The organism is Paraburkholderia terricola (genome assembly GCF_900142195.1).
Taxonomy (GTDB): domain Bacteria; phylum Pseudomonadota; class Gammaproteobacteria; order Burkholderiales; family Burkholderiaceae; genus Paraburkholderia; species Paraburkholderia terricola.
This window is the reverse complement of record NZ_FRAB01000010.1, coordinates 26037-45997: the sequence shown is the minus strand read 5'-3', so window position 1 is coordinate 45997 and position 19961 is coordinate 26037. Positions and strand designations below refer to the sequence as shown.

The 19961-nt window shown below is 64.6% G+C and carries 18 protein-coding genes; 8 read left to right on the top strand and 10 right to left on the bottom strand.

The genetic code is table 11. The annotated features are described in order from the left end of the window. Positions 1-27: 27 nt before the first annotated feature. Positions 28-741, bottom strand: coding sequence for a FadR/GntR family transcriptional regulator (locus BUE39_RS11015; RefSeq protein WP_073428690.1), 714 nt, complete (start codon positions 739-741; stop codon positions 28-30). Positions 742-1149: 408 nt separating this feature from the next. Between BUE39_RS11015 and BUE39_RS11010 the strand changes: the two genes are divergently transcribed. From BUE39_RS11010 to kdgD, 3 genes are all read left to right on the top strand, one after another. Beyond that, positions 1150-2478, top strand: a complete 1329-nt coding sequence (locus BUE39_RS11010; RefSeq protein ID WP_073428689.1) for an MFS transporter — start codon at positions 1150-1152, stop codon at positions 2476-2478. A 145-nt stretch (positions 2479-2623) separates the two neighbouring features. Further along, positions 2624-3973: a glucarate dehydratase gene (gudD, locus tag BUE39_RS11005; RefSeq protein ID WP_073428688.1), complete on the top strand. Its 1350-nt coding sequence runs from the start codon at positions 2624-2626 to the stop codon at positions 3971-3973. Positions 3974-4027: 54 nt separating this feature from the next. Continuing rightward, positions 4028-4945, top strand: a complete 918-nt coding sequence (gene kdgD, locus BUE39_RS11000) for a 5-dehydro-4-deoxyglucarate dehydratase (protein WP_073428687.1) — start codon at positions 4028-4030, stop codon at positions 4943-4945. 144 nt (positions 4946-5089) lie between these two features. On the opposite strand, the gene BUE39_RS10995 is transcribed toward kdgD, so the two are convergent. The 3 genes from BUE39_RS10995 to BUE39_RS10985 all read right to left on the bottom strand — a co-directional run bounded on the left by BUE39_RS10995 (position 5090) and on the right by BUE39_RS10985 (position 8796). Continuing rightward, the gene (locus BUE39_RS10995) at positions 5090-6598 is read right to left on the bottom strand and encodes an MFS transporter (RefSeq protein WP_073428686.1); all 1509 of its coding nucleotides are present in this window, start codon (positions 6596-6598) and stop codon (positions 5090-5092) included. A gap of 291 nt (positions 6599-6889) precedes the next feature. Then, positions 6890-7531, bottom strand: a complete 642-nt coding sequence (locus tag BUE39_RS10990) for a Vgb family protein (RefSeq protein ID WP_073428685.1) — start codon at positions 7529-7531, stop codon at positions 6890-6892. A gap of 44 nt (positions 7532-7575) precedes the next feature. Then, complete coding sequence (locus tag BUE39_RS10985) at positions 7576-8796, bottom strand: helix-turn-helix domain-containing protein (protein ID WP_073428684.1); 1221 nt, start codon at positions 8794-8796, stop codon at positions 7576-7578. 127 nt (positions 8797-8923) lie between these two features. On the opposite strand from BUE39_RS10985, the gene BUE39_RS10980 reads away from it, so the two are divergent. Continuing rightward, entirely contained in the window at positions 8924-9691 is a 768-nt protein-coding gene (locus BUE39_RS10980) for a DUF899 domain-containing protein (protein WP_073428683.1), read from the top strand. A 156-nt stretch (positions 9692-9847) separates the two neighbouring features. Here BUE39_RS10980 and BUE39_RS10975 read toward each other — a convergent pair whose 3' ends face one another. The 4 genes from BUE39_RS10975 to BUE39_RS10960 are packed head-to-tail and all read right to left on the bottom strand — an operon-like array spanning position 9848 to position 14314. Next, on the bottom strand, positions 9848-11080 hold the full coding sequence (locus BUE39_RS10975) for an NAD(P)/FAD-dependent oxidoreductase (protein WP_073428682.1): 1233 nt from the start codon (positions 11078-11080) through the stop codon (positions 9848-9850). 31 nt (positions 11081-11111) lie between these two features. Beyond that, entirely contained in the window at positions 11112-11468 is a 357-nt protein-coding gene (locus BUE39_RS10970; protein ID WP_073428681.1) for a RidA family protein, read from the bottom strand. 4 nt (positions 11469-11472) lie between these two features. Next, positions 11473-12999 (bottom strand): amidase, encoded by a 1527-nt coding sequence (locus BUE39_RS10965; RefSeq protein WP_073428816.1) that lies wholly within the window; start codon positions 12997-12999, stop codon positions 11473-11475. Between the two features lie 25 nt (positions 13000-13024). Then, positions 13025-14314: an MFS transporter gene (locus BUE39_RS10960; protein WP_073428680.1), complete on the bottom strand. Its 1290-nt coding sequence runs from the start codon at positions 14312-14314 to the stop codon at positions 13025-13027. Positions 14315-14417: 103 nt separating this feature from the next. On the opposite strand from BUE39_RS10960, the gene BUE39_RS10955 reads away from it, so the two are divergent. The 4 genes from BUE39_RS10955 (at position 14418) to BUE39_RS10935 (ending at position 18634) form a co-directional block, all read left to right on the top strand. Continuing rightward, entirely contained in the window at positions 14418-15065 is a 648-nt protein-coding gene (locus tag BUE39_RS10955) for a helix-turn-helix domain-containing protein (protein WP_073428815.1), read from the top strand. Positions 15066-15186: 121 nt separating this feature from the next. Next, complete coding sequence (locus tag BUE39_RS10950; protein WP_073428679.1) at positions 15187-15894, top strand: dienelactone hydrolase family protein; 708 nt, start codon at positions 15187-15189, stop codon at positions 15892-15894. Positions 15895-16032: 138 nt separating this feature from the next. Continuing rightward, entirely contained in the window at positions 16033-17625 is a 1593-nt protein-coding gene (locus BUE39_RS10945; protein WP_073428678.1) for an alpha/beta hydrolase, read from the top strand. Between the two features lie 148 nt (positions 17626-17773). After that, positions 17774-18634, top strand: a complete 861-nt coding sequence (locus tag BUE39_RS10935) for a GNAT family N-acetyltransferase (protein WP_073428814.1) — start codon at positions 17774-17776, stop codon at positions 18632-18634. A 117-nt stretch (positions 18635-18751) separates the two neighbouring features. Here BUE39_RS10935 and BUE39_RS10930 read toward each other — a convergent pair whose 3' ends face one another. Continuing rightward, complete coding sequence (locus BUE39_RS10930; RefSeq protein WP_073428677.1) at positions 18752-19057, bottom strand: panthothenate synthetase; 306 nt, start codon at positions 19055-19057, stop codon at positions 18752-18754. Positions 19058-19194: 137 nt separating this feature from the next. Then, positions 19195-19818: a methylated-DNA--[protein]-cysteine S-methyltransferase gene (locus tag BUE39_RS10925; RefSeq protein WP_073428813.1), complete on the bottom strand. Its 624-nt coding sequence runs from the start codon at positions 19816-19818 to the stop codon at positions 19195-19197. Positions 19819-19961 lie beyond the last annotated feature (143 nt).

The window sequence follows — 19961 nt, the reverse complement described above, 5'->3', positions numbered from 1 at the left end:
AGCCGCCAGATAATCGCGCGGAACGACTTATTGCCCGCCCGGCTTGCTCAACTCATGCGCGCGGCGCAGTCTTTCGCGGCTGTTGCTCAAATGCATGCGCATGGCGGCGCGCGCGTCGTCCGGGTCCTGACGTTCTATCGCCCGATAAATCATCTGATGCTCGTTGAGTACATTGCGCAGGTGCTCGATATGGTCGAGCTCCGCGATCTCCGCCGAGCCGAGCCGCGTGCGCGGACTCACGGACCGTCCGAGTTGACTGAGCACATCGAAGAAATAGCGATTGCCGCTGGCGCGCGCGATCTGCAGATGGAACTCGATGTCGTGCGCGAGCGTGTCGGTGCTGCCGCGCTCGAGTTCCGCTTCGAACCGCTCCAGCGCGCCGCGGATCTGCTTGAGATTCTGCTCGGTGCGGCGTGCCGCGGCGAGCGCCGCCGAGGCGGCCTCCACGTCGATACGGAATTCGATGATCGCCATCGCGTCCAGCATGTTGGACAGATCGGCGGTGGGCAACTGCATGGTTTTTTCCGCGGACGGCGCCAGCACGAATGTGCCGATGCCGTGACGCGTCTCCACCACCTTGGCCGCCTGGAGGCGCGAAATTGCCTCGCGGACCACGGAGCGGCTCACCGAGAGCTGCTTCATCATCGCGACTTCGGTGGGGATGCGGTCTCCCGGCCTCAGCGCGCCGCGGCGGATTTCATCGGAAAGGGTGGCCACCACCTTCTCAGTTAGGCTGCTCATTGCTGGGACTTGTTGGCTAATCGACTGGAAATGCGCAGGACGCGCGGGCGAGCGGCCTCATTGGACGGCTCAACGTCGCCATCATAACTGGGAACGACGCGTGCATCGCGACGCGGGTTCTCGGCCGGAAATGAGCCGAGGGGCTGCAAAGGCCCGGGGGCGGATGGTAGCAGAATCGCAAATGTCATCGGACGTCTTAGTTCGAGATGTTTTCCATTGTCGCGTGTCGCAACAGGGAGCCTTAGCCCATATGAAGGCAGGGTAAACACCGCATTGGAATCGTTGTATCGAAAATTGTAGACTGTCGTCGGACAACGTATCACAAATTCGGCGAGGCGCGATCCCACCAGGACACCCGCCGCGTGACGTGACATCAGGCCGCTTGACGGCCCCAATCGGAGACCACCCTTGACACCAGCTCTCACCACGACGAACCCGCTCGACTCCGCGGTCTCGAAGGTCAAGCGGCACGTGCTGCCGCTTTTCCTGATCATGTTCATCGCGAACTACATCGACCGCGTGAACATCGGCTTCGCGAACGCCCACATGCAGACCGATCTCGGCATTGGCGCGGCGGCCTATGGTTTGGGAAGCGGTTTGTTCTTCATCGGCTATGCGCTGTTCGAGGTGCCGTCGAACGTGTTGATGCAGAAGTACGGTGCGCGCGCATGGCTGACGCGCATCATGGGGACATGGGGGCTCGTCGCGGCCGGCATGGCCTTCGTATGGAACGACACGTCTTTCTACGTGCTGCGTTTCCTGCTCGGCGTCGCCGAGGCCGGCTTCTTCCCCGGCGTGGTTTTCTACTTCACGCAATGGCTTCCGCAAAAAGAGCGCGGCAAGGCCATCGCGGTGTTCCTTGGCGGCTCCGCGCTCGCGTCGGTGCTGTCGGGACCGATCACCGGCAGTCTGCTGTCCATTCGCGGACTCGGCCTGCACGGCTGGCAATGGATGTTCCTCATCGAAGGCGGTTTCTCGGTCGCCCTGTGCGCCGTGAGCTGGATGCTGCTGAAGTCGCGCATTCGCGACGCATCGTGGCTGACCGCTGACGAACAACACGCGCTCGAATCGTCGATCGCGGCGGAGCAAGCCGAGCGCGAGGCCGCCGGCAGCGCGCATCTTCCCGCGATAAAACTGTTGAAGGATCCGCAGATCCTGCTGTTCTGCTTCCTCTATTTCTCGATTCAATTGACCATTTACGCGGCCACGTTCTGGTTGCCGACGATCATTCGCAAGATGGGCGGGCTGTCCGATTTCCAGGTCGGGATGTTCAATGCGATTCCCTGGCTGATCGCGATGGTGGCGATGTACTGCTTTGCTATGTTGTCGGCGAAGTGGCGCTTTCAGCAGGCGTGGCTGGCGGTGGCGCTCGTCATCGCGGCATGCGGGTTGTTCGCGTCGACCTCGGGCAATCCGGTTCTCTCGTTCGTCGCGATCTGCTTCTCGGCAATCGGCTTCAAGGCGGCGGCTTCGCTCTTCTGGCCGATTCCACAGGGCTATCTCGATGCGCGCGTGGCCGCCGCGGTGATCGCGCTGATCAACTCGGTGGGTAATCTCGGCGGGTTTTTCGCGCCGGCCACGTTCGGTTATCTCCAGCAGCACACCGGCTCGATTACCGGCGGTCTTTATGCGTTGGGCGTGGCTTCGCTGATCGCGGCGGCAGCCGGTTTCCTGACGCGCAATCGGCGGGTCAATCGCGACGTGCTGCCGGAGGTTCTCCACAGCAAGGCGCATTGACTACCATGATCTTTGGAACCGCCGATCATGAAGCGCGCGCTTTCCTTTTCCCTCCGGCACGGGTGTTGAACGCGAAGGCGAACGCGAACGCGCGCCGCAATGATCCTCGCCCTGCCGCCCCACTCATTCAACCGCTTCCATTCTTATGCCAACGAACACAACTCAATTGAACGCCACACCCACGGTCACCGAATTGCGCGTCGTCCCCGTTGCCGGCCGTGACAGCATGTTGATGAATCTGAGCGGCGCGCATGGCCCGTTCTTCACGCGCAACATCGTCATTCTGCGCGACAGCGCCGGCCATACCGGCGTCGGCGAAGTGCCCGGCGGCGAGAGCATCCGCAAGACGATCGACGATGCACGTCCGTTCGTGGTCGGCCAGTCGATCGGCAATCTGCAAGCAATGTTGAACAAGGCGCGCACGCAGTTCGCCGACCGCGACGCGGGCGGGCGCGGCCTGCAAACCTTCGATCTGCGCACCACCATTCACGCGGTCACCGCGCTCGAAGCCGCGCTGCTCGACCTGCTCGGCCAGCATCTCGGCGTGCCGGTTGCGGCCCTGCTCGGCGAAGGCCAGCAACGCGACGAAGTGGAAATGCTCGGCTACCTGTTTTATATCGGCGATCGCAACAAGACCGATCTGCCGTACGCGAGCGGCGCGCAAGGGCGCGACGACTGGGAGCGCGTTCGCACCGAGGAAGCGATGACGCCCGAAGCGGTCGTGCGTCTCGCCGAGGCGGCGCAGGCGCGTTACGGCTTCAACGACTTCAAGCTGAAAGGCGGCGTGCTGCCCGGCGACGCCGAGATCGAAGCCGTGACGGCGCTCGCCGAACGCTTTCCCGATGCCCGCGTCACGCTCGATCCGAACGGTGCGTGGTCGCTGGCGGAAGCCATTCGCCTGTGCCGCGACAAGCACGACGTGCTCGCTTATGCGGAAGACCCATGCGGCGCGGAAAACGGCTACTCGGGCCGCGAAGTCATGGCGGAATTCCGTCGCGCGACCGGCTTGCCGACGGCCACCAACATGATCGCCACCGACTGGCGTCAGATGGGTCACACGATCCAGTTGCAGTCCGTGGATATTCCGCTTGCCGACCCGCATTTCTGGACCATGCAGGGCTCGGTGCGCGTGGCGCAGATGTGCAACGACTGGGGCCTCACGTGGGGCTCGCATTCGAACAATCACTTCGACATTTCGCTCGCGATGTTCACGCACGTCGCGGCCGCGGCGCCCGGCAAGATCACCGCGATCGACACGCACTGGATCTGGCAGGACGGCCAGCGTCTGACGCGCGATCCGCTGCAAATCGTCGGCGGCAAGGTGAAGGTGCCGCAGGCGGCGGGACTCGGCGTCGAGATCGACATGGACGAGATCGAGAAGGCGCACGCGCTGTATCAGCAACACGGCCTGGGCGCGCGCGACGACGGCGTCGCCATGCAGTACCTGATTCCCAACTGGAAATTCGACAACAAGCGCCCCTGTCTCGTGCGCTGAGTCGCCGGGCGATTTGAACGGCGGCGCTTATCTACGTTTGACCTTAATCACACCATGACCTCACCTCAAGAACTCAAAGCGATTGTTTCCGAAGGCCTGTTGTCTTTCCCCGTGACCGACTTCGATACGAACGGCGATTTCCGTGCCGACACCTATGCCGCGCGTCTCGAATGGCTCGCGCCTTATGGCGCTTCGGCGCTGTTCGTCGCGGGCGGCACGGGCGAATTCTTCTCGCTGACCAGGAGCGACTACACGAACGTGGTGCGCACCGCGACCGAAGTCTGCAAGGGCAAGGTGCCGATTCTCGCTGGCGCGGGCGGCCCGACGCGCGTGGCGATCGAATACGCGCGGGAAGCGGAGCGTCTGGGTGCGAACGGCATTCTGCTGATGCCGCACTACCTCACGGAAGCGTCCCAGGAAGGCATCGCCGCGCACGCGGAGGAGGTCTGCAAGTCCGTGCCGAACCTGGGCGTGATCATCTACAACCGCGCGAACTCGAAACTGAACGCGGACATGCTCGAACGTCTCGCGGAGCGTTGCCCGAACCTGATCGGCTTCAAGGACGGCGTCGGTGAAATCGAAGCGATGGTGACGATCCGCCGCCGTCTGGGCGATCGCTTTTCCTATCTCGGCGGCCTGCCGACCGCGGAAGTCTATGCGGCGGCTTATAAGGCGCTGGGCGTGCCGGTGTATTCGTCGGCGGTATTCAACTTCATTCCGAAGACCGCGATGGAGTTCTATCGCGCGATTGCCGCGGACGATCACGCGACCACGTCGCGACTGCTGGATGAATTCTTCCTGCCGTACCTCGCGATCCGCAACCGCCGCGCGGGCTACGCGGTGAGTATCGTGAAGGCGGGCGCGAAGCTGGTGGGCCGCAGCGCCGGTCCGGTGCGCGCGCCGCTGACCGATCTGACCGAGGAAGAAATGGACAAGCTCGACGCCCTCATCAAGAAGCTCGGCGCGCAGTAAGCGGGCCGGTCGCTATCTCTGGACGCGCCGCGACGAAACGTCCGGCGCGCGTCACGCCGCCGCAATGGCGTCGCGTCGACCTGTCGTAGCGAGACGTGACCGCAAGCGCTTAGCCGCTCAACCGCAGCGGCCAGTCCATCACGCTCAACTCCGTCGAAACACGACGTGCGAGATCCGCTGCACGAGCAGCGCAGCGGCAAGCGCCGCGACGGCGGTGAGCCAAACGCCGATATGAATCGACTGCACCAGCGCATCGCGAGCCGTATCGATCAAGGCGAGCGTGTTGAGCCCCGAAGGCTTCATATCCGCGATCAGCTTCAGGCGCAGTTCCTCATCGATCAGAATACGCAGATCCACAAAACGCGGCAGCCATTGCGAGGTGGCCGGCTCGCCGAGCACGCTCATCGTGCGCGTGACCACGTTGCGGTAATGATGCGACACCACCGTCGCGACAATGCTCGTGCCCAACATGCCGCCCACCATTCGCGTGGACTGCAGCAGCGCGGTCGTGATGCCGAACCGCTCGCGCCCGGCAATCTCCTGCCCGAACACATTCAGATTGTTGAGGATGAAACCCAGACCGATGCCGACCGCCGCCATCGGCAATTCGAGCCACAGGTGCGGCGTGTCCGGATTGGCGAACGCCAACGCAACCGACGCGAACAGCAGCAACGCGAAGCCGATCGACAGAATGCGCGTGGGCTTCTTCATGTGAATGACGATGCGCGTATTCAGCAGACTGCCGAGCGCGATGCAGGCGGCAATCGGCGTGGCGAGCAAACCGGCCTGTTGCGGCGAGAGGCCGAAGCCGCCTTGCAGCAGCAGCGGCGCGAAGAAGATCAGCGAGAACATCACGAAGCCCGACAGCATGCCGAGCGTGAAGAGCGTGACCAGTTGGCCGTCCTTGAACAGGTCGAGCGGAATGATCGGATGCGTGGCGCGCTTCTCGCACACCAGCAATGCAATCGTGCCGACGATCACGCATGCCGCCAGCGTGAGATTGCCGGCGGTCAGGCCGTCTTTCGGCACCGCTTCGATGAAAGCCTGCAGGCCGCCCAACACGGCGGCGACGAGCGCCGCGCCGAGCCAGTCGATCTTGACCTCGCCTTCGTGCGGACGCCGGAAGCTCGGCAGATGCGCCCAGATGAAATAGAGCGCCGCGGCGCCCACCGGCAGATTGATCAGGAAGGTGGAGCGCCAGCCCCAGTGCTCGCTCATCCAGCCGCCGAGCGACGGCCCCGCCGCGGTGCCGATGCCATACGCGGCCGCCATCACCACCTGCCAGCGAACCCGCGCGCGCGGATCGGGAAAGAGATCCGGTATCGACGCGAACGCCGTGCCGACCATCATGCCGCCGCCGATGCCTTGCAGGCCGCGCGCGATCACCAGAAACAGCATGTCGTTGGCGACGCCGCAGAGCACCGACGCCACCGTGAACGTGATGACCGCGGCGATCACGAAACGCTTGCGGCCGAAGTAGTCGCCGAGCCGGCCGAATACCGGAACCGTCACCACCGACGCCAGCAGATAGGCGCTGGCGATCCACGCGTAGTACTCGAAGCCGTGCAGCTCGGCGACGATCGAGGGCAGCGCGGTGCTGACGACTGTTTGATCCAGTGCGACCAGCATATTGACGAGACCGATGCCGAGCATCGCGAAGAGGGCGTTTCGGAAAGGCAGGGCAGTCGCTGTTGGGTTCACGGATCGGGAGAATAGTTTTTCAGGGAAGACGCTGCGGGGCCAGGCTCGGCCCGCGGTCTCGACGACTCGCGTCTTCTTGTTGTCTGACTTCTTGACAACAATTATACGGGTTATCCCTTATCTGAAACTATTCAGTCTGAGGAAACAGACAACCGCGTTGCGCCAATGTGAAAAGCAACAACGCGGTGACCGCCGCGCCACCAACCCGCGCTTGGCCGTCGAGCGAACAGACCTGCTGCCTGCCTACGCGCCTCGCCTCGGCCGGCGAACGGCTCTCACCTTTCCGCTGCTTCCGCCGCCGCAGAAGAACCGGTCGCCGCCATCGGATTCGAGCCCCGAGATGCCCACGCCGGCCGGCATCTGAACCTTCTCCTCGACCTCGCCCGTGCGCGGATCGATTCGCCGCAATTCGCTCTCGTCGCCTTCCCACGTGCCGTGCCAAAGTTCTCCGTCGACCCACGTCACGCCCGTGACGAAACGGTTCGACTCGATCGTGCGAAGCACCGCCCCTGTCTCCGGATCGACCTGATGGATTTTGCGCTCGCGGTACTGCCCCACCCAGAGCGTTCCTTCGGCCCACGCAAGCCCCGAGTCACCGCCGCCGCCGGGCGCCGGGATCGTGGCGAGCACGCGGCCGGTCGCCGGATCGATTTTCTGGATGCGGCTCTCGGCGATCTGAAACAGATGCTCGCCGTCGAAGGCCGTTCCCGCATGCGCGGCGACCTCGAGCGAGCGCACCGTCTTGCCGCTCGCCGGGTCGAGGGCGTTCAGCTTGTCGCCGGTGGCAAACCATACGTGCTGACCGTCGTAAGTGACGCCATGCACGCTCTCTACGCCCGGAAAGGGCCCGTATTCATTCACGATTTCAGCTGCGGATCGGTTCATGGTTTCATCCTCGTCGACGGTTGCGGGTGGTTCATGTGGCCATCCTAATCGCCCGGCAACGGAGCCGGGAGTAACAAGGTGGTCGTGAATCCCGGCATGGGCGGCGTGATCCAGCGACGCGCGCGCCCCTTTCCGAACGACTGCGCCTTGCCCGCCGCCGCGAGCGAATCGAGCGCCCGCTGCGCACTGCGCTGGCTGGCGCCGAGCGCCAACGCGAGCGCTGAACTCGACCACGATTCGCCGTCGGCGAGCAAGGCCAGCGTCGCCGCGTGCTTGTCCTCGACGGGCCGCGCCAGCACCACGACCTCGCGCGCGTGACGCGGCGCCAGCGCGAAGCCTCGCTTGGTCGCGCTTACGCCGGCCACCGGTCGAAGCAACGAGCGCAACCGCCCGAGTTCCACGCGCAAGCGCGCGCGATGTGATTCGTCGGCGAGCTTCGCCCTGAATGCGCGGGCGACGAGCGTGTCTCGCGACACGTCAGCCGGCCACGCTTCGGCGAGAGCCCGGGCAAGCACGAATAGCACCGGACGGCTTGCCAGCGAGATCACGGCGTCTTCATGGCGCACGACGTGACGGCATGCGTCCACGACGAGCGCTTTCGACGCCAGCAACGCTTCGACTTCATCGAGCAGCAGCGGCCGCTCTTCGCCATGCGCGAGCAGCCGCGCGGCCGGCGTGTTCAGCATGCGCGACGCGCTTTCCGCTTCCGCCGTCAGCGCGGGAATACCTGCGCGGTGCGCAGCCTGCACGGCGCGCGCGAGGGCGGCGCGCGCCGCCTGCGTGTGGATGCGCCGCATCGCGATCCCCGCCACGACCAGTTCGTGGGCGGCTCGCAACGCGGGCGGGAAGGGTTCGGGGTCGAGCGCGGCGAGCGCACGCTCGGCGTCGTCGAGACGGCCGATCAGTAGAAGGCGTCGCACGTCCAGATACCGCGCATGCGCGGCGTTCACGCGGTCGCCGTGCGCTTCGAGCGTGACGCGCGCCGCGTCCAGCGCTTTGGCGGGCCAGGCCAGGTCACGCGAAGCGAGCGCGATTTCGGCTTGCGCGACGACGCAGCGCGCACGCGATACCGGCTCCCTCGCGCCGAAGGCGCGCGCCGCGCTTCGCAATAGCGCCTTCGCTCGAACGAGATCGCCGAGCTGCGCCATCGCGATGCCTCGCAGCGCGAGCGCGGGTGCGTCGTCGCGCAAGGCAACCCGGTTCAGCGCGCCGAGCGGATCGCCTGCGGCGAGCGCGCGCGCCGCGGCCGTGACTAGCGAGTCCATGATTTATTCGAATCGCGCCACACTTGTCACTCCCCGTGTCCGAAGCCGGCGACTAATCTAGCACGACCCCAACCCGCATTTCGTGGCGAGCACCGCGCGAACGGCGAAGGACATCAAGGAGAGACGCATGACGACGAAACACATCACCGGGACACGAGACGAGTGGCTGGCCGCGCGGCTCGAATTGCTCGAAGCGGAAAAGGCGCTGACGCGGCAAAGCGATGAACTGGCGCGGCGGCGTCAGCAATTGCCGTGGGTGCGGATCGACAAGGCGTATCGCTTCGAGACCGATGAAGGCAGCGCCTCGCTGGCGGATCTCTTCAGAGGACGCTCGCAACTGCTGGTCTATCACTTCATGTTCGGGCCGGACTACAAGGCGGGATGTCCGTCGTGTTCGGCGATCGCGGACGGATTCGACGGCCTCGTCGTTCACCTCGCGAATCACGATGTCGCGCTTGCGGCCGTGTCGCGCGCGCCGCTCGCGAAGCTGCAGGCGTACAAAGAGCGAATGGGATGGACGTTTCCGTGGGCGTCGTCGCTCGGCAGCGACTTCAACTTCGACGTCAACGTTTCATTCACGGAGGCGCAGCAGCGCGAAGGCAGCGTCGAATACAACTATCAGCGCGGCGGCCATGCGATGGATGCGACGCCGGCCCCGGAGCCGGTCGTTCAGTTCGCGGCCACCTGCGGAACCGACGCCCCGACGTATTCGCGCGACCGGCCCGGCATGAGCGCGTTCGTGCTGGAGGATGGTGTCGTCTATCACACGTATTCCACTTATGCGCGCGGCCTGGACGGGCTGTGGGGCATGTATCAGTGGCTCGATCGCGCGCCGCTGGGGCGCAACGAGACGGGCGTGTGGTGGCGTCGGCATGATGAGTATGAGCGGCGTTGAGTCGTTCTCCGATCTGCGGTCGGTGCGCGGCGCGGCAAGCACACGTTTTCGCAACTGGCGATTCAGGCGATTGCGATGCTCGAAGCGAGGGTCTTGCCGCTGTACGGGAAGAGTTCATAAAGCGCGCTTCCAAACCCGCGCTTTTAACCCCCGCGTCTAAAACCGCTCGACCCTGAACGGCCGCGTGTCCACCAAGGTATCTTCGCCGGTCATCATCTCCGCGATCAACCGGCCCGTGACCGGACCCAACGTCAGCCCGTGGTGCGCATGGCCGAACGCGAACCACAAGTCCTTATGTTTTCGCGCGGGTCCGATTATCGGCATCATGTCGGGCGTGCAAGGGCGGCGCCCCATCCAGGCTTCGTCGTCGAGGCGCTTGTCCAACGGGAACAGCGTGCGCGCGACCGGCTCGACCGCGGCGAGTTGCGTCGGGGTCCTGGGCGCATCGCAGCGCGCGATTTCCGCGCCTGTGGTCAGGCGAATGCCTTTTGCCATCGGCGCGAGCAGGTAGCCCTTCTCGGCATCCAGCACCGGGTGATTCAAACGAGCCTGCCCACGCGGCGCATAGTGCATGTGATAGCCGCGCTTGACGCCAAGCGGCAGCCGGTAGCCGAGCCGCGAACTCACGCGATCCGACCACGGACCCAGCGCAACCACCGCCGACGAAGCCGCGATCGTGCCGTCGTTCGTGTCGACTTCCCAACCGTCGCGCAGCGAACTCGCATCGCCAATCAAAAACCGCCCGCCCAGCGACTCGAAATGCCTGGCGTACGCGGTGACGAGCGCATGCGGATCGCTCACCGAATCGGAGGCCGTATAGCGCAAGCCGCCGAGCAAGGTCGTGTCGAGATCGGGTTCCATCTGTTGCAGGCGGGCGGCGTCGAGCGATTCGAAATCGACGCCGTATTCCCGATGCCACTGTTCAGCGAGCCGCGTTTCCGCATCCCGCACGGCTTCGCTGCGAAACACCTTGATCCAGCCGCTTGGCCGCAATAACGCGCTTGCCCCGGCATCGGCCGCCAGCGCGCGGTGCTCGCTGACGCAGTGTTCGATCAGCGTCGAGTACGACTTCGCGATCGCGGCGTGCCGCGCCGGATGCGAATTGCGCCAGTATTGCCACAGGAACGGCGCGGCTTGCAGCATCGCGTCGGCATGGTAGCGAACATCCGGCGACCGATTGCGCGCATAGCGAAGCAAGCTGCCGAGTCCGCGAGGAAACGCATACGGATAGACGCCTTCGCGCTGGATCAACCCGGCGTTGCCGAACGAAGTCTCGTTGCCGGGCAGCTTGCGATCGACCAGCGCGACCTGGCGTCCGCGCTTCTGTAGATGCACGGCGACGCACACGCCCACGATGCCCGCGCCGAGTACCACGGTGTCGAATTTCATTCTCGTCATCAGCGAACTCACACGTTGCCGGTTATGCCGCGAGCGCCGTCACCGCGACTTCGACATCGCAACCGGGCTTCATCAGCAAGGCCTGCACGCAGGCGCGGGTCGGCGCATGACCTTGCGGCACCCACGCATCCCACACCGCGTTGAATTCGGCGAAGTGCTTCGGATCGCTCAACCAGATGTTCGCGGACACGAGCCGCGTGCGATCCACGCCCGCCGCTTCGAGCAACAGGTCGATCCGCGCGAGAACTTCGTTTGCCTGTTCGGTGATGGACACGTTCGCCGTGTCGGGCACCTGGCCGGCCAGATGAACGACGCCGTTGGCGATCACCACCTGGCTCATGCGCGCATTCGTTTGCAGACGTTTGATTTCGTTCGACATGGTTTTATACCGTTGAAACGCCGGCGCCTTGCGCGCCGGACTCGTTGAAAAGAGGCGGCGAAGTCACGATCGACTTCAGCGACGGATTCGGCTGCGCGAGCTTTGACAGATCCGGGCACGGGCGGCGCAGCACCGGCGACTGGTCGAAGACCTGCTCCATGGCGTGCGCGACGGCGAGCGTCTTGCGGTCGCCATGAAACGGTCCGACGATCTGCATGCTGAACGGCATGCCCGCCTGATCGACGCCGCACGGCAGCGACAGCGCCGGGTGCGTGGTCAACGTGACGACGTAGGTCAGCGCGAGCCAGCGGTAATAGTTGTCCTGCTCGCGCCCGCCGACCTGCGCCGCGTACAACTGCTGCCACGGAAACGGCGACACCGGCGTGGTCGGCGAGAGGATCACGTCGTATTGATCGAACGCGCTCTGGAAGCGCTTGAAGATGCGCGTCTGCTCGGCTTGCGCCCATGCGCTGTCCGCGAGACTCATGGCCGCGCCCAGTTCGTAGTTCGAGCGCGTGTTCGGGCCGAGCTGGTTCGGGTCGCGCGTGTAGGCCTCGTGCAGACCGGCGACGAAACTCTCGGCGCGGATCACGTCGAAGCAGCGGTGCACGTCGCCAAGATCGAAGCGCACTTCGTCGCAGGAACGGAACGACGGCGCGATCAGCGCGATGCGTTCGCGGAACAGTTGGCGGATCTCGTCGTCCACGTCGCAACTGCCGAAGTCTTCCGTCCAGCCGACCCGCAGCGCGCCGAGGTCGATGTTCTCCGGCATCGCGAAGCCAAGCGGATCGACCGGAAAGCTCAACGGATCGCCCGCGGACATGCCGGCTGTTGCCGCGAGTTGCAGGCACGCTTCGGCGACGCTGCGGCCCATCGGCCCGACCACCGAAATCGGCGTCCAGCCCACCAGCTTACGCGAGTTCGGCACGAGTCCGGGCGTCGGACGAAAACCCACCACGCCGCATTTCGACGCGGGAATGCGCAGCGAGCCGCCGGTGTCCGAGCCGGTGCAAACCGGCAGCATGTCGCAAGCGAGCGCCGCCGCGGAGCCGCCCGACGAGCCGCCCGCATTCAACGCGGTATTGAACGGATTGCCGGTCGCGCCCCACACCGGGTTGCGCGTGTTCGCGCCCGCGCCGAGTTCCGGCACGTTGGTTTTGGCGGTGACGATCGCGCCGGCGGCGCGCAGCCGTTGCACGAGCACGGCGTCCTGTGTCGGCACGTTGCCGCGCGACATCGGCGAGCCGTAAGTCGTGAGCAGGCCGGCTGTGTTCTCAAGGTCTTTCACGCCGACCGGCAAACCGTGCAGGAGCCCAAGCGGCGCGCCGTCGAGCACCTGCTTTTCGGCGCGCTTCGCGGCTTGTCGGGCAGCGGGAAAGTCCGTCGCGGTGACCGCGTTCACCGCGGGATTGACCGCCTCGATGCGCTCGATGCAGGCTTCGAGCAACTCCACCGGCGAAATCTCTTTCGCGCCGATCATCCGGCGCAGTTCGACCGCGCTGCGGCCCACCAACTCATGGTTGTGACTCATTGCATCCTCGTTCATCGCATTCGATTCATTCGGCGAGCGCTTCGCCGGTACGGTCCCGCAGCCAGATCACCGGCACCAGCGAAATGACGCACGCGGCGGCGACGTACCAGGCCGGCGCGAGCGGATTGCCGGTCCGTGCGACCAGCCAGCTTGCAATAAAAGGCGAGAAGCCGCCGAAGAACGATGCGCTCACGACATACGTCAACGCAATGCCGGTCGCTCGCACATGCTTGGGAAACAGTTCGGGGATCATCACCAGCACCGGCACGATCTGCCCCGCGACGAACACCGCGAGCAGCCCCGAGACGACGCACAGCGCCGTGATCGACGGATGCGCGCTGAGAAACGCGAACGCGGGATAGACGAGCAGCAGCATGATGACACGCGATGTCACCAGCACGCGCTTGCGGCTGAAGCGGTCCGCGAGCATGCCGGCGAACGGCGCGGCGGCGAACAGCACGAGCGAGCTGACGATGCCCGACGTGACCGAAGCCGTGGGCGAAAGATGCAGCGAGCGCACCGCATGGCTCGGCAGAAAAAATGCGGTGATGTAGACGGACACCGAGCCGCCCAGTTCCGCGAAGGTGCCGAGGATCGTCAGCTTCAGATGCGTGGTCAGCGCCGCTTTCAACGCGCCGCGCGGCGCGGCCTCGCCGGGCTTGCGCTCGGCCAGCGTTTCCTCGAGCCGCTTGCGGATCAGCATGCCCGCGGGCGCGGCGACGATGCCGAGCAGAAACGGAATGCGCCAGCCCCAGTCGAGTACCGCCTGCTTCGGCAGCAAGCCGTTGACCAGCGTCGCGACCACCGCGCCGAGCACGAGCCCCGCCGCCGTGGCCGCGAAGTTCCAACTGGCGAAGAAGGCGCGCGTGCTGTCGGTTGCGTATTCCACCAGCAGCGTGGTGCCGGGGCCGAATTCGCCGCCGGCCGCGAAGCCCTGGATCAGACGCGCCGCGAGCACGATGAACGGCGCGACGAAGCCCGCCACCGCGTAAGTCGGCGCGAAGGCGATCATCGCGCAACTGAGCGCCATCAGCATGATGGTGAGCACCATCGCCTTTTTGCGGCCGGCGCGGTCCGCATAGGCGCCGATCACGATGCCGCCGAGCGGCCGCACCACGAAACCGACGCCGAACACGCCGATCGACAGCAGGAACTGATTGACCGGCGATGCGCCCGGAAAGAACAACTGGCCGATCTGGATCGCAAAGTAGCTGTAGATCGTGAAGTCGTAAAACTCCAGCGCGGTGCCGATCGTCGTGGCGGTGATGACGTGAGTTTTCGTCAGGCCGGACTTGCTGAGTGCGAGCGTGGACACAATGAGCTTCCCACAGGAAAAGGGTGGAATCGACGTGAGTTATCATATACGAGAAAAAATAAATTCTCGTATGCGAGAAAATTTCCGCGTGGAATCCAGCAAGATGGCCAAGGCAGTGATGAAACAACCGGACGCGAACGCGCATGAAGCGCCGCCCGCGCTCGACCACAAGCTGGTAGGCGGGCACTTGCGCCAGGCGCGCAAGGCGCGCGGCATGACGCTGAGCGAATTGTCGGAGCGCTCGGGCATTGCGGTGTCGACGATCTCGAAGGCCGAGCGCGGCGACATCGCGCTGACCTACGACAAATTCGCGGCGCTCGCGCATTCGCTCGAACTGGAGTTCGACGCGATTTTCGGGCGGCGCCGCAAGCAGGCGGGCGGCGCGATGAAGCCGTCGTTCACGCCCGCCGGCAAGCAGGAAATCTACGACACGCCGAACTACGAGTACGGCATGCTCGCCAACAACCTCACCGGCAAGCGAATGGTGCCGATGCGCGCGCATATTCACGCGCGCGCCGTGTCGGACTTTCCGGAGTACATCCGGCATTCGGGCGAGGAGTTCGTGTTTCTGCTGAGCGGCAAACTGGAATTGCGCTTCGAAAACGGCAAGGCGTTCAAGCTGACGCCCGGCGACAGCCTGTACTTCGACAGCTCGGTCGGGCACATCTACCTGAGCCTCGGCAAGGAGGATGCGGAGGTGCTGGTGTGCTGCGTCGATACGGACGAGCATCGGCCGAAAGGCGCGATCTGACTGGCGGAACGAGGGCGGAACGAGGGCGGATCGGGGCGAACCGGCCGGATATGGCAGCGAGGCTGAAGCGCCTGGACGCATCCGCTATGCTAGCGATTCGGTCTACCTCAAGGAGCAAGTGATGACACAGGCACACGGTTCGATGATCACCTTCAGCCGCCCCGACGGCAAGCAGGTTCAGGGCTATCTCGCCAAGCCGGCGAAGCTGGAGGGCGCGCCCGCCATCGTCGTGATTCAGGAGTGGTGGGGGTTGAACGACCAGATTCGCGGCGTGGCCGACCGGCTCGCGCAGGCCGGCTACCTCGCGCTGGTGCCCGATCTCTTTCGCGGCAAAACGACGGTGGAAGAAGAAGAGGCTCACCATCTGATGAGCGGCCTCGATTTCGGCGACGCCGCCAGTCAGGACGTGTACGGCGCCGTGCAGTATCTGAAGCAGCACGCGGCGAAAGTCGGCGTGACCGGCTATTGCATGGGCGGTGCGCTCACGTTGCTCGCGCTATGCAATGTGCCGGATGTTTCGGCCGGCGTGGTGTGGTACGGCTTCCCGCCGCTGGAATACATCGACGCGTCGAAGATCAAGGCACCGGTCATGGGTCATTGGGCCACGCAAGACGAGGCTTTCTCCATTGAAACGGTCGACGCGTTGGAGAAAAAGCTGATCGAGGCCAAGGTCGACGTCGAGTTTCATCGCTATCTCGCGCGTCATGCGTTCGCGAACGAAACGGCGGTCGGGCCGGGCCGTATCGCCGTTACGCAATTCGATCCGGTCTGGTCGCAGCAGGCCTGGGATCGCACGCTGACTTTCTTCGGCCGCACGCTCTGGAAGTAAAACGGCGCGCGAGCCGGTGCGCCGCTGGCCGCGTCGCTTTTGTCCGTTGGTCCCGTTGGTCCGGTTGGTCCCTTCGTCCCTTCGTCCCTTTTGTAAGGCCGCCTCGTCGCAGCAAATACGAACAAGACGGAGCCTCACATGGCTGTAGCAATGCGAAACGCCGCTCTCGGGCTGTTGACGTGCTTCATGCTGGGCGCCTGTGTTCACGTGCAGGCCGGCGCCGGGTGCGGTAAGGGATGCAGCGACAACGCCCGGGGTCAATTGCTCGATCACCACGTCACCGCGAAGCTCAGCGCGGCGGCGTTTGCAAAATTGCTCGAAGCGAATCCGTCCGGCCGGCGATTCGCGCAGATCGCCGGCGCGCCCGTTTGCGGCGTCGAGGTCGTGTACTTCCGCTACCGGACCATCGGCGGCGCGGGCGAGCCCACCACGGCAAGCGGTGCGTTGATGATGCCGGACGGGCCTTCCGCTGCTTGCGGCGGACCGCGTCCGCTGATGCTCTATGCGCACGGCACCACCGCCTACCGAAACTACAACCTCGCCGACATTACGCAAACCGATCCGGGCAATCGAGGCGGCGCGGGCGAGGGCCTCGCCATTGCCGCCACCTACGCGGCGCACGGCTATATCGTGGTGGCGACGAATTATGCGGGCTACGCCGGCTCCGATCTGCCGTATCACCCTTATCTGAACGCCGATCAGCAATCCGCCGATGTGATCGACTCGCTTCGCGCGGCACGCCTCGCGATGAGCGATGCGAAACCGGCAAGCGGCGTGCGTCAGAATGGCAAGCTCTTCGTCACCGGTTATTCGCAAGGCGGTTTCGTCGCGCTCGCGACGCACCGCGCGCTGCAAGCGGCCGGCGTCGAGGTGACGGCGTCCGCGCCGGGATCGGGTCCGTATGCGCTCGCCGCGATGGCCGACGCGCTGATCGAAGGCGACGTGAACCTGGGTTCGACGCTGTTCACGACACTGACCGTAACGGGCTACCAGCGCGCTTACGAGAATATCTACCGCGCGCCCGGCGATTTCTTCGAAGCGGCTTACGCACCGGACATCGAAAAGCTTCTGCCCACCACGCAACCGCTCGATACCTTATTCGCCCAGCGAAAGCTGCCGTCCGCGCAGCTCTTCAGCCGTGTTCCTCCCGCGCCGCAGTTCGCCTCGATGACGCCGCCTGCTTCACCGCCGCTCACGCCGCCCGCGTTGACACCCGTGTTCGCCGGCGGATTCGGCGACGCGAACCTCGTGCGCAACGCGTACCGTCTGGGCCTGTTGCAAGACGCCGCCGCCAATCCCGATGGCGCGTTCCCCAATGCGACGACGGCCATGACGCCGGCAGCGAATCCGGCGCATCCGCTGCGTCGGGCATTCAAGCGCAACGACCTGCGCAACTGGTCGCCGCGTGCGCCGGTTCTGCTGTGCGGCGGCGAGGCGGACCCCACGGTGTTTTTCTTCAACGCGCGCATCGAACAGGCGTACTGGCTGAACGCGAACGTGCCGGCGGGGCTCACTTCCGTACTGGACGTGGACTCGGCCGCCACCGGAGCCGACGATCCCTACGCGCCCGTCAAGCAGGGTTTCGCGAATGCAAAGGTGGCGCTCGCGAGCGAGGCTGTCGCCGGGGGCGCGACGGACGGCGGCGCATCCGCGGTGCTGCGCTCGTATCATGGTGGACTGGTCGCGTCGTTTTGCATGATTGCCGCGCGGGCGTTCTTCGCGAAGTTTTGAACGGGCGCGGTGCTTCAACAGCGCATCGGATTTCAGCCGCGCGTTTCGCCGGGCCTATGACATGTCGCCGAGCGATTTCCGGCATCTCACGCGATAGAACATGCAGCGGAAAACCCTGTGTTTCAAGAACGAGGCAATCATGACCAGCATGAACGAGCAGAATGATTTCATCGTGCGCACGATGTCGGCGCACGAGGTTGCATTAGCGGTCGAATGGGCGGCGCTCGAAGGATGGAACCCCGGCCTGCACGATGCCGAATGCTTTCGCGCGGCCGATCCGCAGGGTTTTTTCATCGGCGAGTGGCATGGGGAGCCGGTCGCGTGCATCTCCGCGGTCGCCTACGGCGAGGACTTCGGGTTCATCGGGCTCTATATCGTGAAGCCGGAGTGTCGCGGCAAGGGCTTCGGCATGCGCATCTGGCGCCACGGCATGGACTACTTGCGCAATCGCAACGTCGGTCTCGACGGCGTTGTCGCTCAGCAGGCGAATTACGGCAAGTCCGGCTTTCGGCTGGCGTATCGGAACATCCGCTTTCAGGGCGTCGCGCGAAAGATCGACCAGCGCGCGGCGGCGCGTTCGACTCTGCTGAATGCTTCGGCGCTGCCCTTCGAGCGGCTGCTCGATTACGATCGACAGTGCTTTCCCGCCACGCGTGAGCGTTTTCTCGCGGCATGGCTTGCGCAACCCGATGCGATTGCATTGGCTGCAATGCAAGCAGGCGAGATTGCGGGCTACGGTGTCATGCGCCGCTGCCGGACAGGCTGCAAGATCGGCCCGCTCTTCGCCGATAGCGACGACATAGCAGGCGATCTGTTCGACGCGCTGGCGGCGCGCATGCCGGGTGAGGCGATTTTTCTCGACGTGCCCGAGACCAACCCGGAGGCGGTTGCGCTGGCCGAACGGCGCGGCATGACGAGCGTGTTCGAAACCGCGCGGATGTATACGCGGCAAGCTCCGGCGCTATCCATTGAACGCGTGTTCGGCGTGACTTCGTTCGAACTCGGATGATCGGCGCGCGGCGGTTCGTTTGGACTTGCGTTGCCGTCGGCGGCCTATCACATGGTCTCAAACGAACCGCGGACGGCAAGCGCATGACGCTGTGCGCGGTCGACGCCGCGGTCCATGCTATTGCCATTTCGTGCCGAGATTCTCCAGCCCGGATTTCATGAGATCGGCTGACAGCATCGCGATCCGCAACTCGCAGTCGGCGTTGAATTTCAGAAACCACGGTTCCGCGAATGCCGGAATCTGCGATGCGTCGTCGACGTTCACCACGAGCACCGCGCCGCGTGCGCCGTTCTGTTCGGTGAAATAGGCGGCCTCCGGTTTTGCGTCCTCGAGTATTCTCGCCAGCACCTCGCCGGCGGTGCCGTCGCGCACCATCGTGTTGAACGGTTCGTGCGGAATTCGTATGTTCAGAAGCATGCGCATGTCATCCTCCTTGTGGATGCCCAAAAGGGCTTCTTAAGGATAGAGGCTTTATACGCTGCTGGCGGCGGCGATGGCCGAGGCTGTCTTTGTGTTGTCGGGTGCTCGATGATTCATCGCAACGGCCCCGCCGCGCGTGGTCAGTTTCCGAACAACGAGGCCTGGGTTCCGCGACCCGGCGCCGGGCGCGCGGGTTTCTTCGGCGCGTGTTCCGCTTGCGGTGTTTGCGGTGCGTGGCGATTGCCTTCCACGGTCTCCACGTTAGCCGCCGCTTCCAGCGAAGTCTGCCCGGCTTCGAGCGACAGCAGCAGCATCTTGTTCGCCAATCCGCCGGCGAAGCCGGTCAACTCGCCGGACGCGCCGATCACGCGATGGCACGGCGCGATGATGGAAATCGGATTCCTGCCGTTCGCCGCGCCGACGGCGCGCACCGCGTTGAGGTTGCCGACCTGCAGTGCGATTTCGGTGTAGCTGCGCGTCTGGCCGAACGGGATCGTCAACAGCGCTTCCCATACTTTCTTCTGGAAGTCGGTTCCCTGAAAGTCGAGCGCGAGGTCGAACTTCCGCCGCGTGCCGGCAAAGTACTCGTTCAATTGACGCTCGGTGTCGATCAGGATCGGGCGGTCGTTCGCTTCGATCATCGCGCCGAGACGCACGCGGTTCGGCTTGTCGTTCTCCCACAAAATGGCGGTCAACCGCTCGCCGCTGGCGACGAGTTTCAACTGGCCGACGGGCGAGTCCATCAACTTGAATGCGTAGGTCACTGCGCGCTCCGAATATTGCCGTTCAATTCTTGCGACCGCCGCGCATCTGCTCCTCGCGCGGCGCATTTGTCCGTTCATTGGCCGATTATGCGCGAAAAGCCTTGTCGATTCCGCACGTCGGTTCTTGCGCCGGCCGCGACTCA

What these genes read in the sequence shown, in the direction of transcription:
- BUE39_RS11015 (WP_073428690.1), bottom strand. Translation starts at nt 741, where the DNA reads ATGAGCAGCCTAACTGAGAAGGTGGTGGCCACCCTTTCCGATGAAATC.
- gudD (WP_073428688.1), top strand. Translation starts at nt 2,624, where the DNA reads ATGCCAACGAACACAACTCAATTGAACGCCACACCCACGGTCACCGAA.
- kdgD (WP_073428687.1), top strand. Translation starts at nt 4,028, where the DNA reads ATGACCTCACCTCAAGAACTCAAAGCGATTGTTTCCGAAGGCCTGTTG.
- BUE39_RS10995 (WP_073428686.1), bottom strand. Translation starts at nt 6,598, where the DNA reads ATGCTCGGCATCGGTCTCGTCAATATGCTGGTCGCACTGGATCAAACA.
- BUE39_RS10990 (WP_073428685.1), bottom strand. Translation starts at nt 7,531, where the DNA reads ATGAACCGATCCGCAGCTGAAATCGTGAATGAATACGGGCCCTTTCCG.
- BUE39_RS10985 (WP_073428684.1), bottom strand. Translation starts at nt 8,796, where the DNA reads ATGGACTCGCTAGTCACGGCCGCGGCGCGCGCGCTCGCCGCAGGCGAT.
- BUE39_RS10980 (WP_073428683.1), top strand. Translation starts at nt 8,924, where the DNA reads ATGACGACGAAACACATCACCGGGACACGAGACGAGTGGCTGGCCGCG.
- BUE39_RS10975 (WP_073428682.1), bottom strand. Translation starts at nt 11,080, where the DNA reads ATGAAATTCGACACCGTGGTACTCGGCGCGGGCATCGTGGGCGTGTGC.
- BUE39_RS10970 (WP_073428681.1), bottom strand. Translation starts at nt 11,468, where the DNA reads ATGTCGAACGAAATCAAACGTCTGCAAACGAATGCGCGCATGAGCCAG.
- BUE39_RS10965 (WP_073428816.1), bottom strand. Translation starts at nt 12,999, where the DNA reads ATGAGTCACAACCATGAGTTGGTGGGCCGCAGCGCGGTCGAACTGCGC.
- BUE39_RS10955 (WP_073428815.1), top strand. Translation starts at nt 14,418, where the DNA reads ATGGCCAAGGCAGTGATGAAACAACCGGACGCGAACGCGCATGAAGCG.
- BUE39_RS10950 (WP_073428679.1), top strand. Translation starts at nt 15,187, where the DNA reads ATGACACAGGCACACGGTTCGATGATCACCTTCAGCCGCCCCGACGGC.
- BUE39_RS10945 (WP_073428678.1), top strand. Translation starts at nt 16,033, where the DNA reads ATGGCTGTAGCAATGCGAAACGCCGCTCTCGGGCTGTTGACGTGCTTC.
- BUE39_RS10935 (WP_073428814.1), top strand. Translation starts at nt 17,774, where the DNA reads ATGAACGAGCAGAATGATTTCATCGTGCGCACGATGTCGGCGCACGAG.
- BUE39_RS10930 (WP_073428677.1), bottom strand. Translation starts at nt 19,057, where the DNA reads ATGCGCATGCTTCTGAACATACGAATTCCGCACGAACCGTTCAACACG.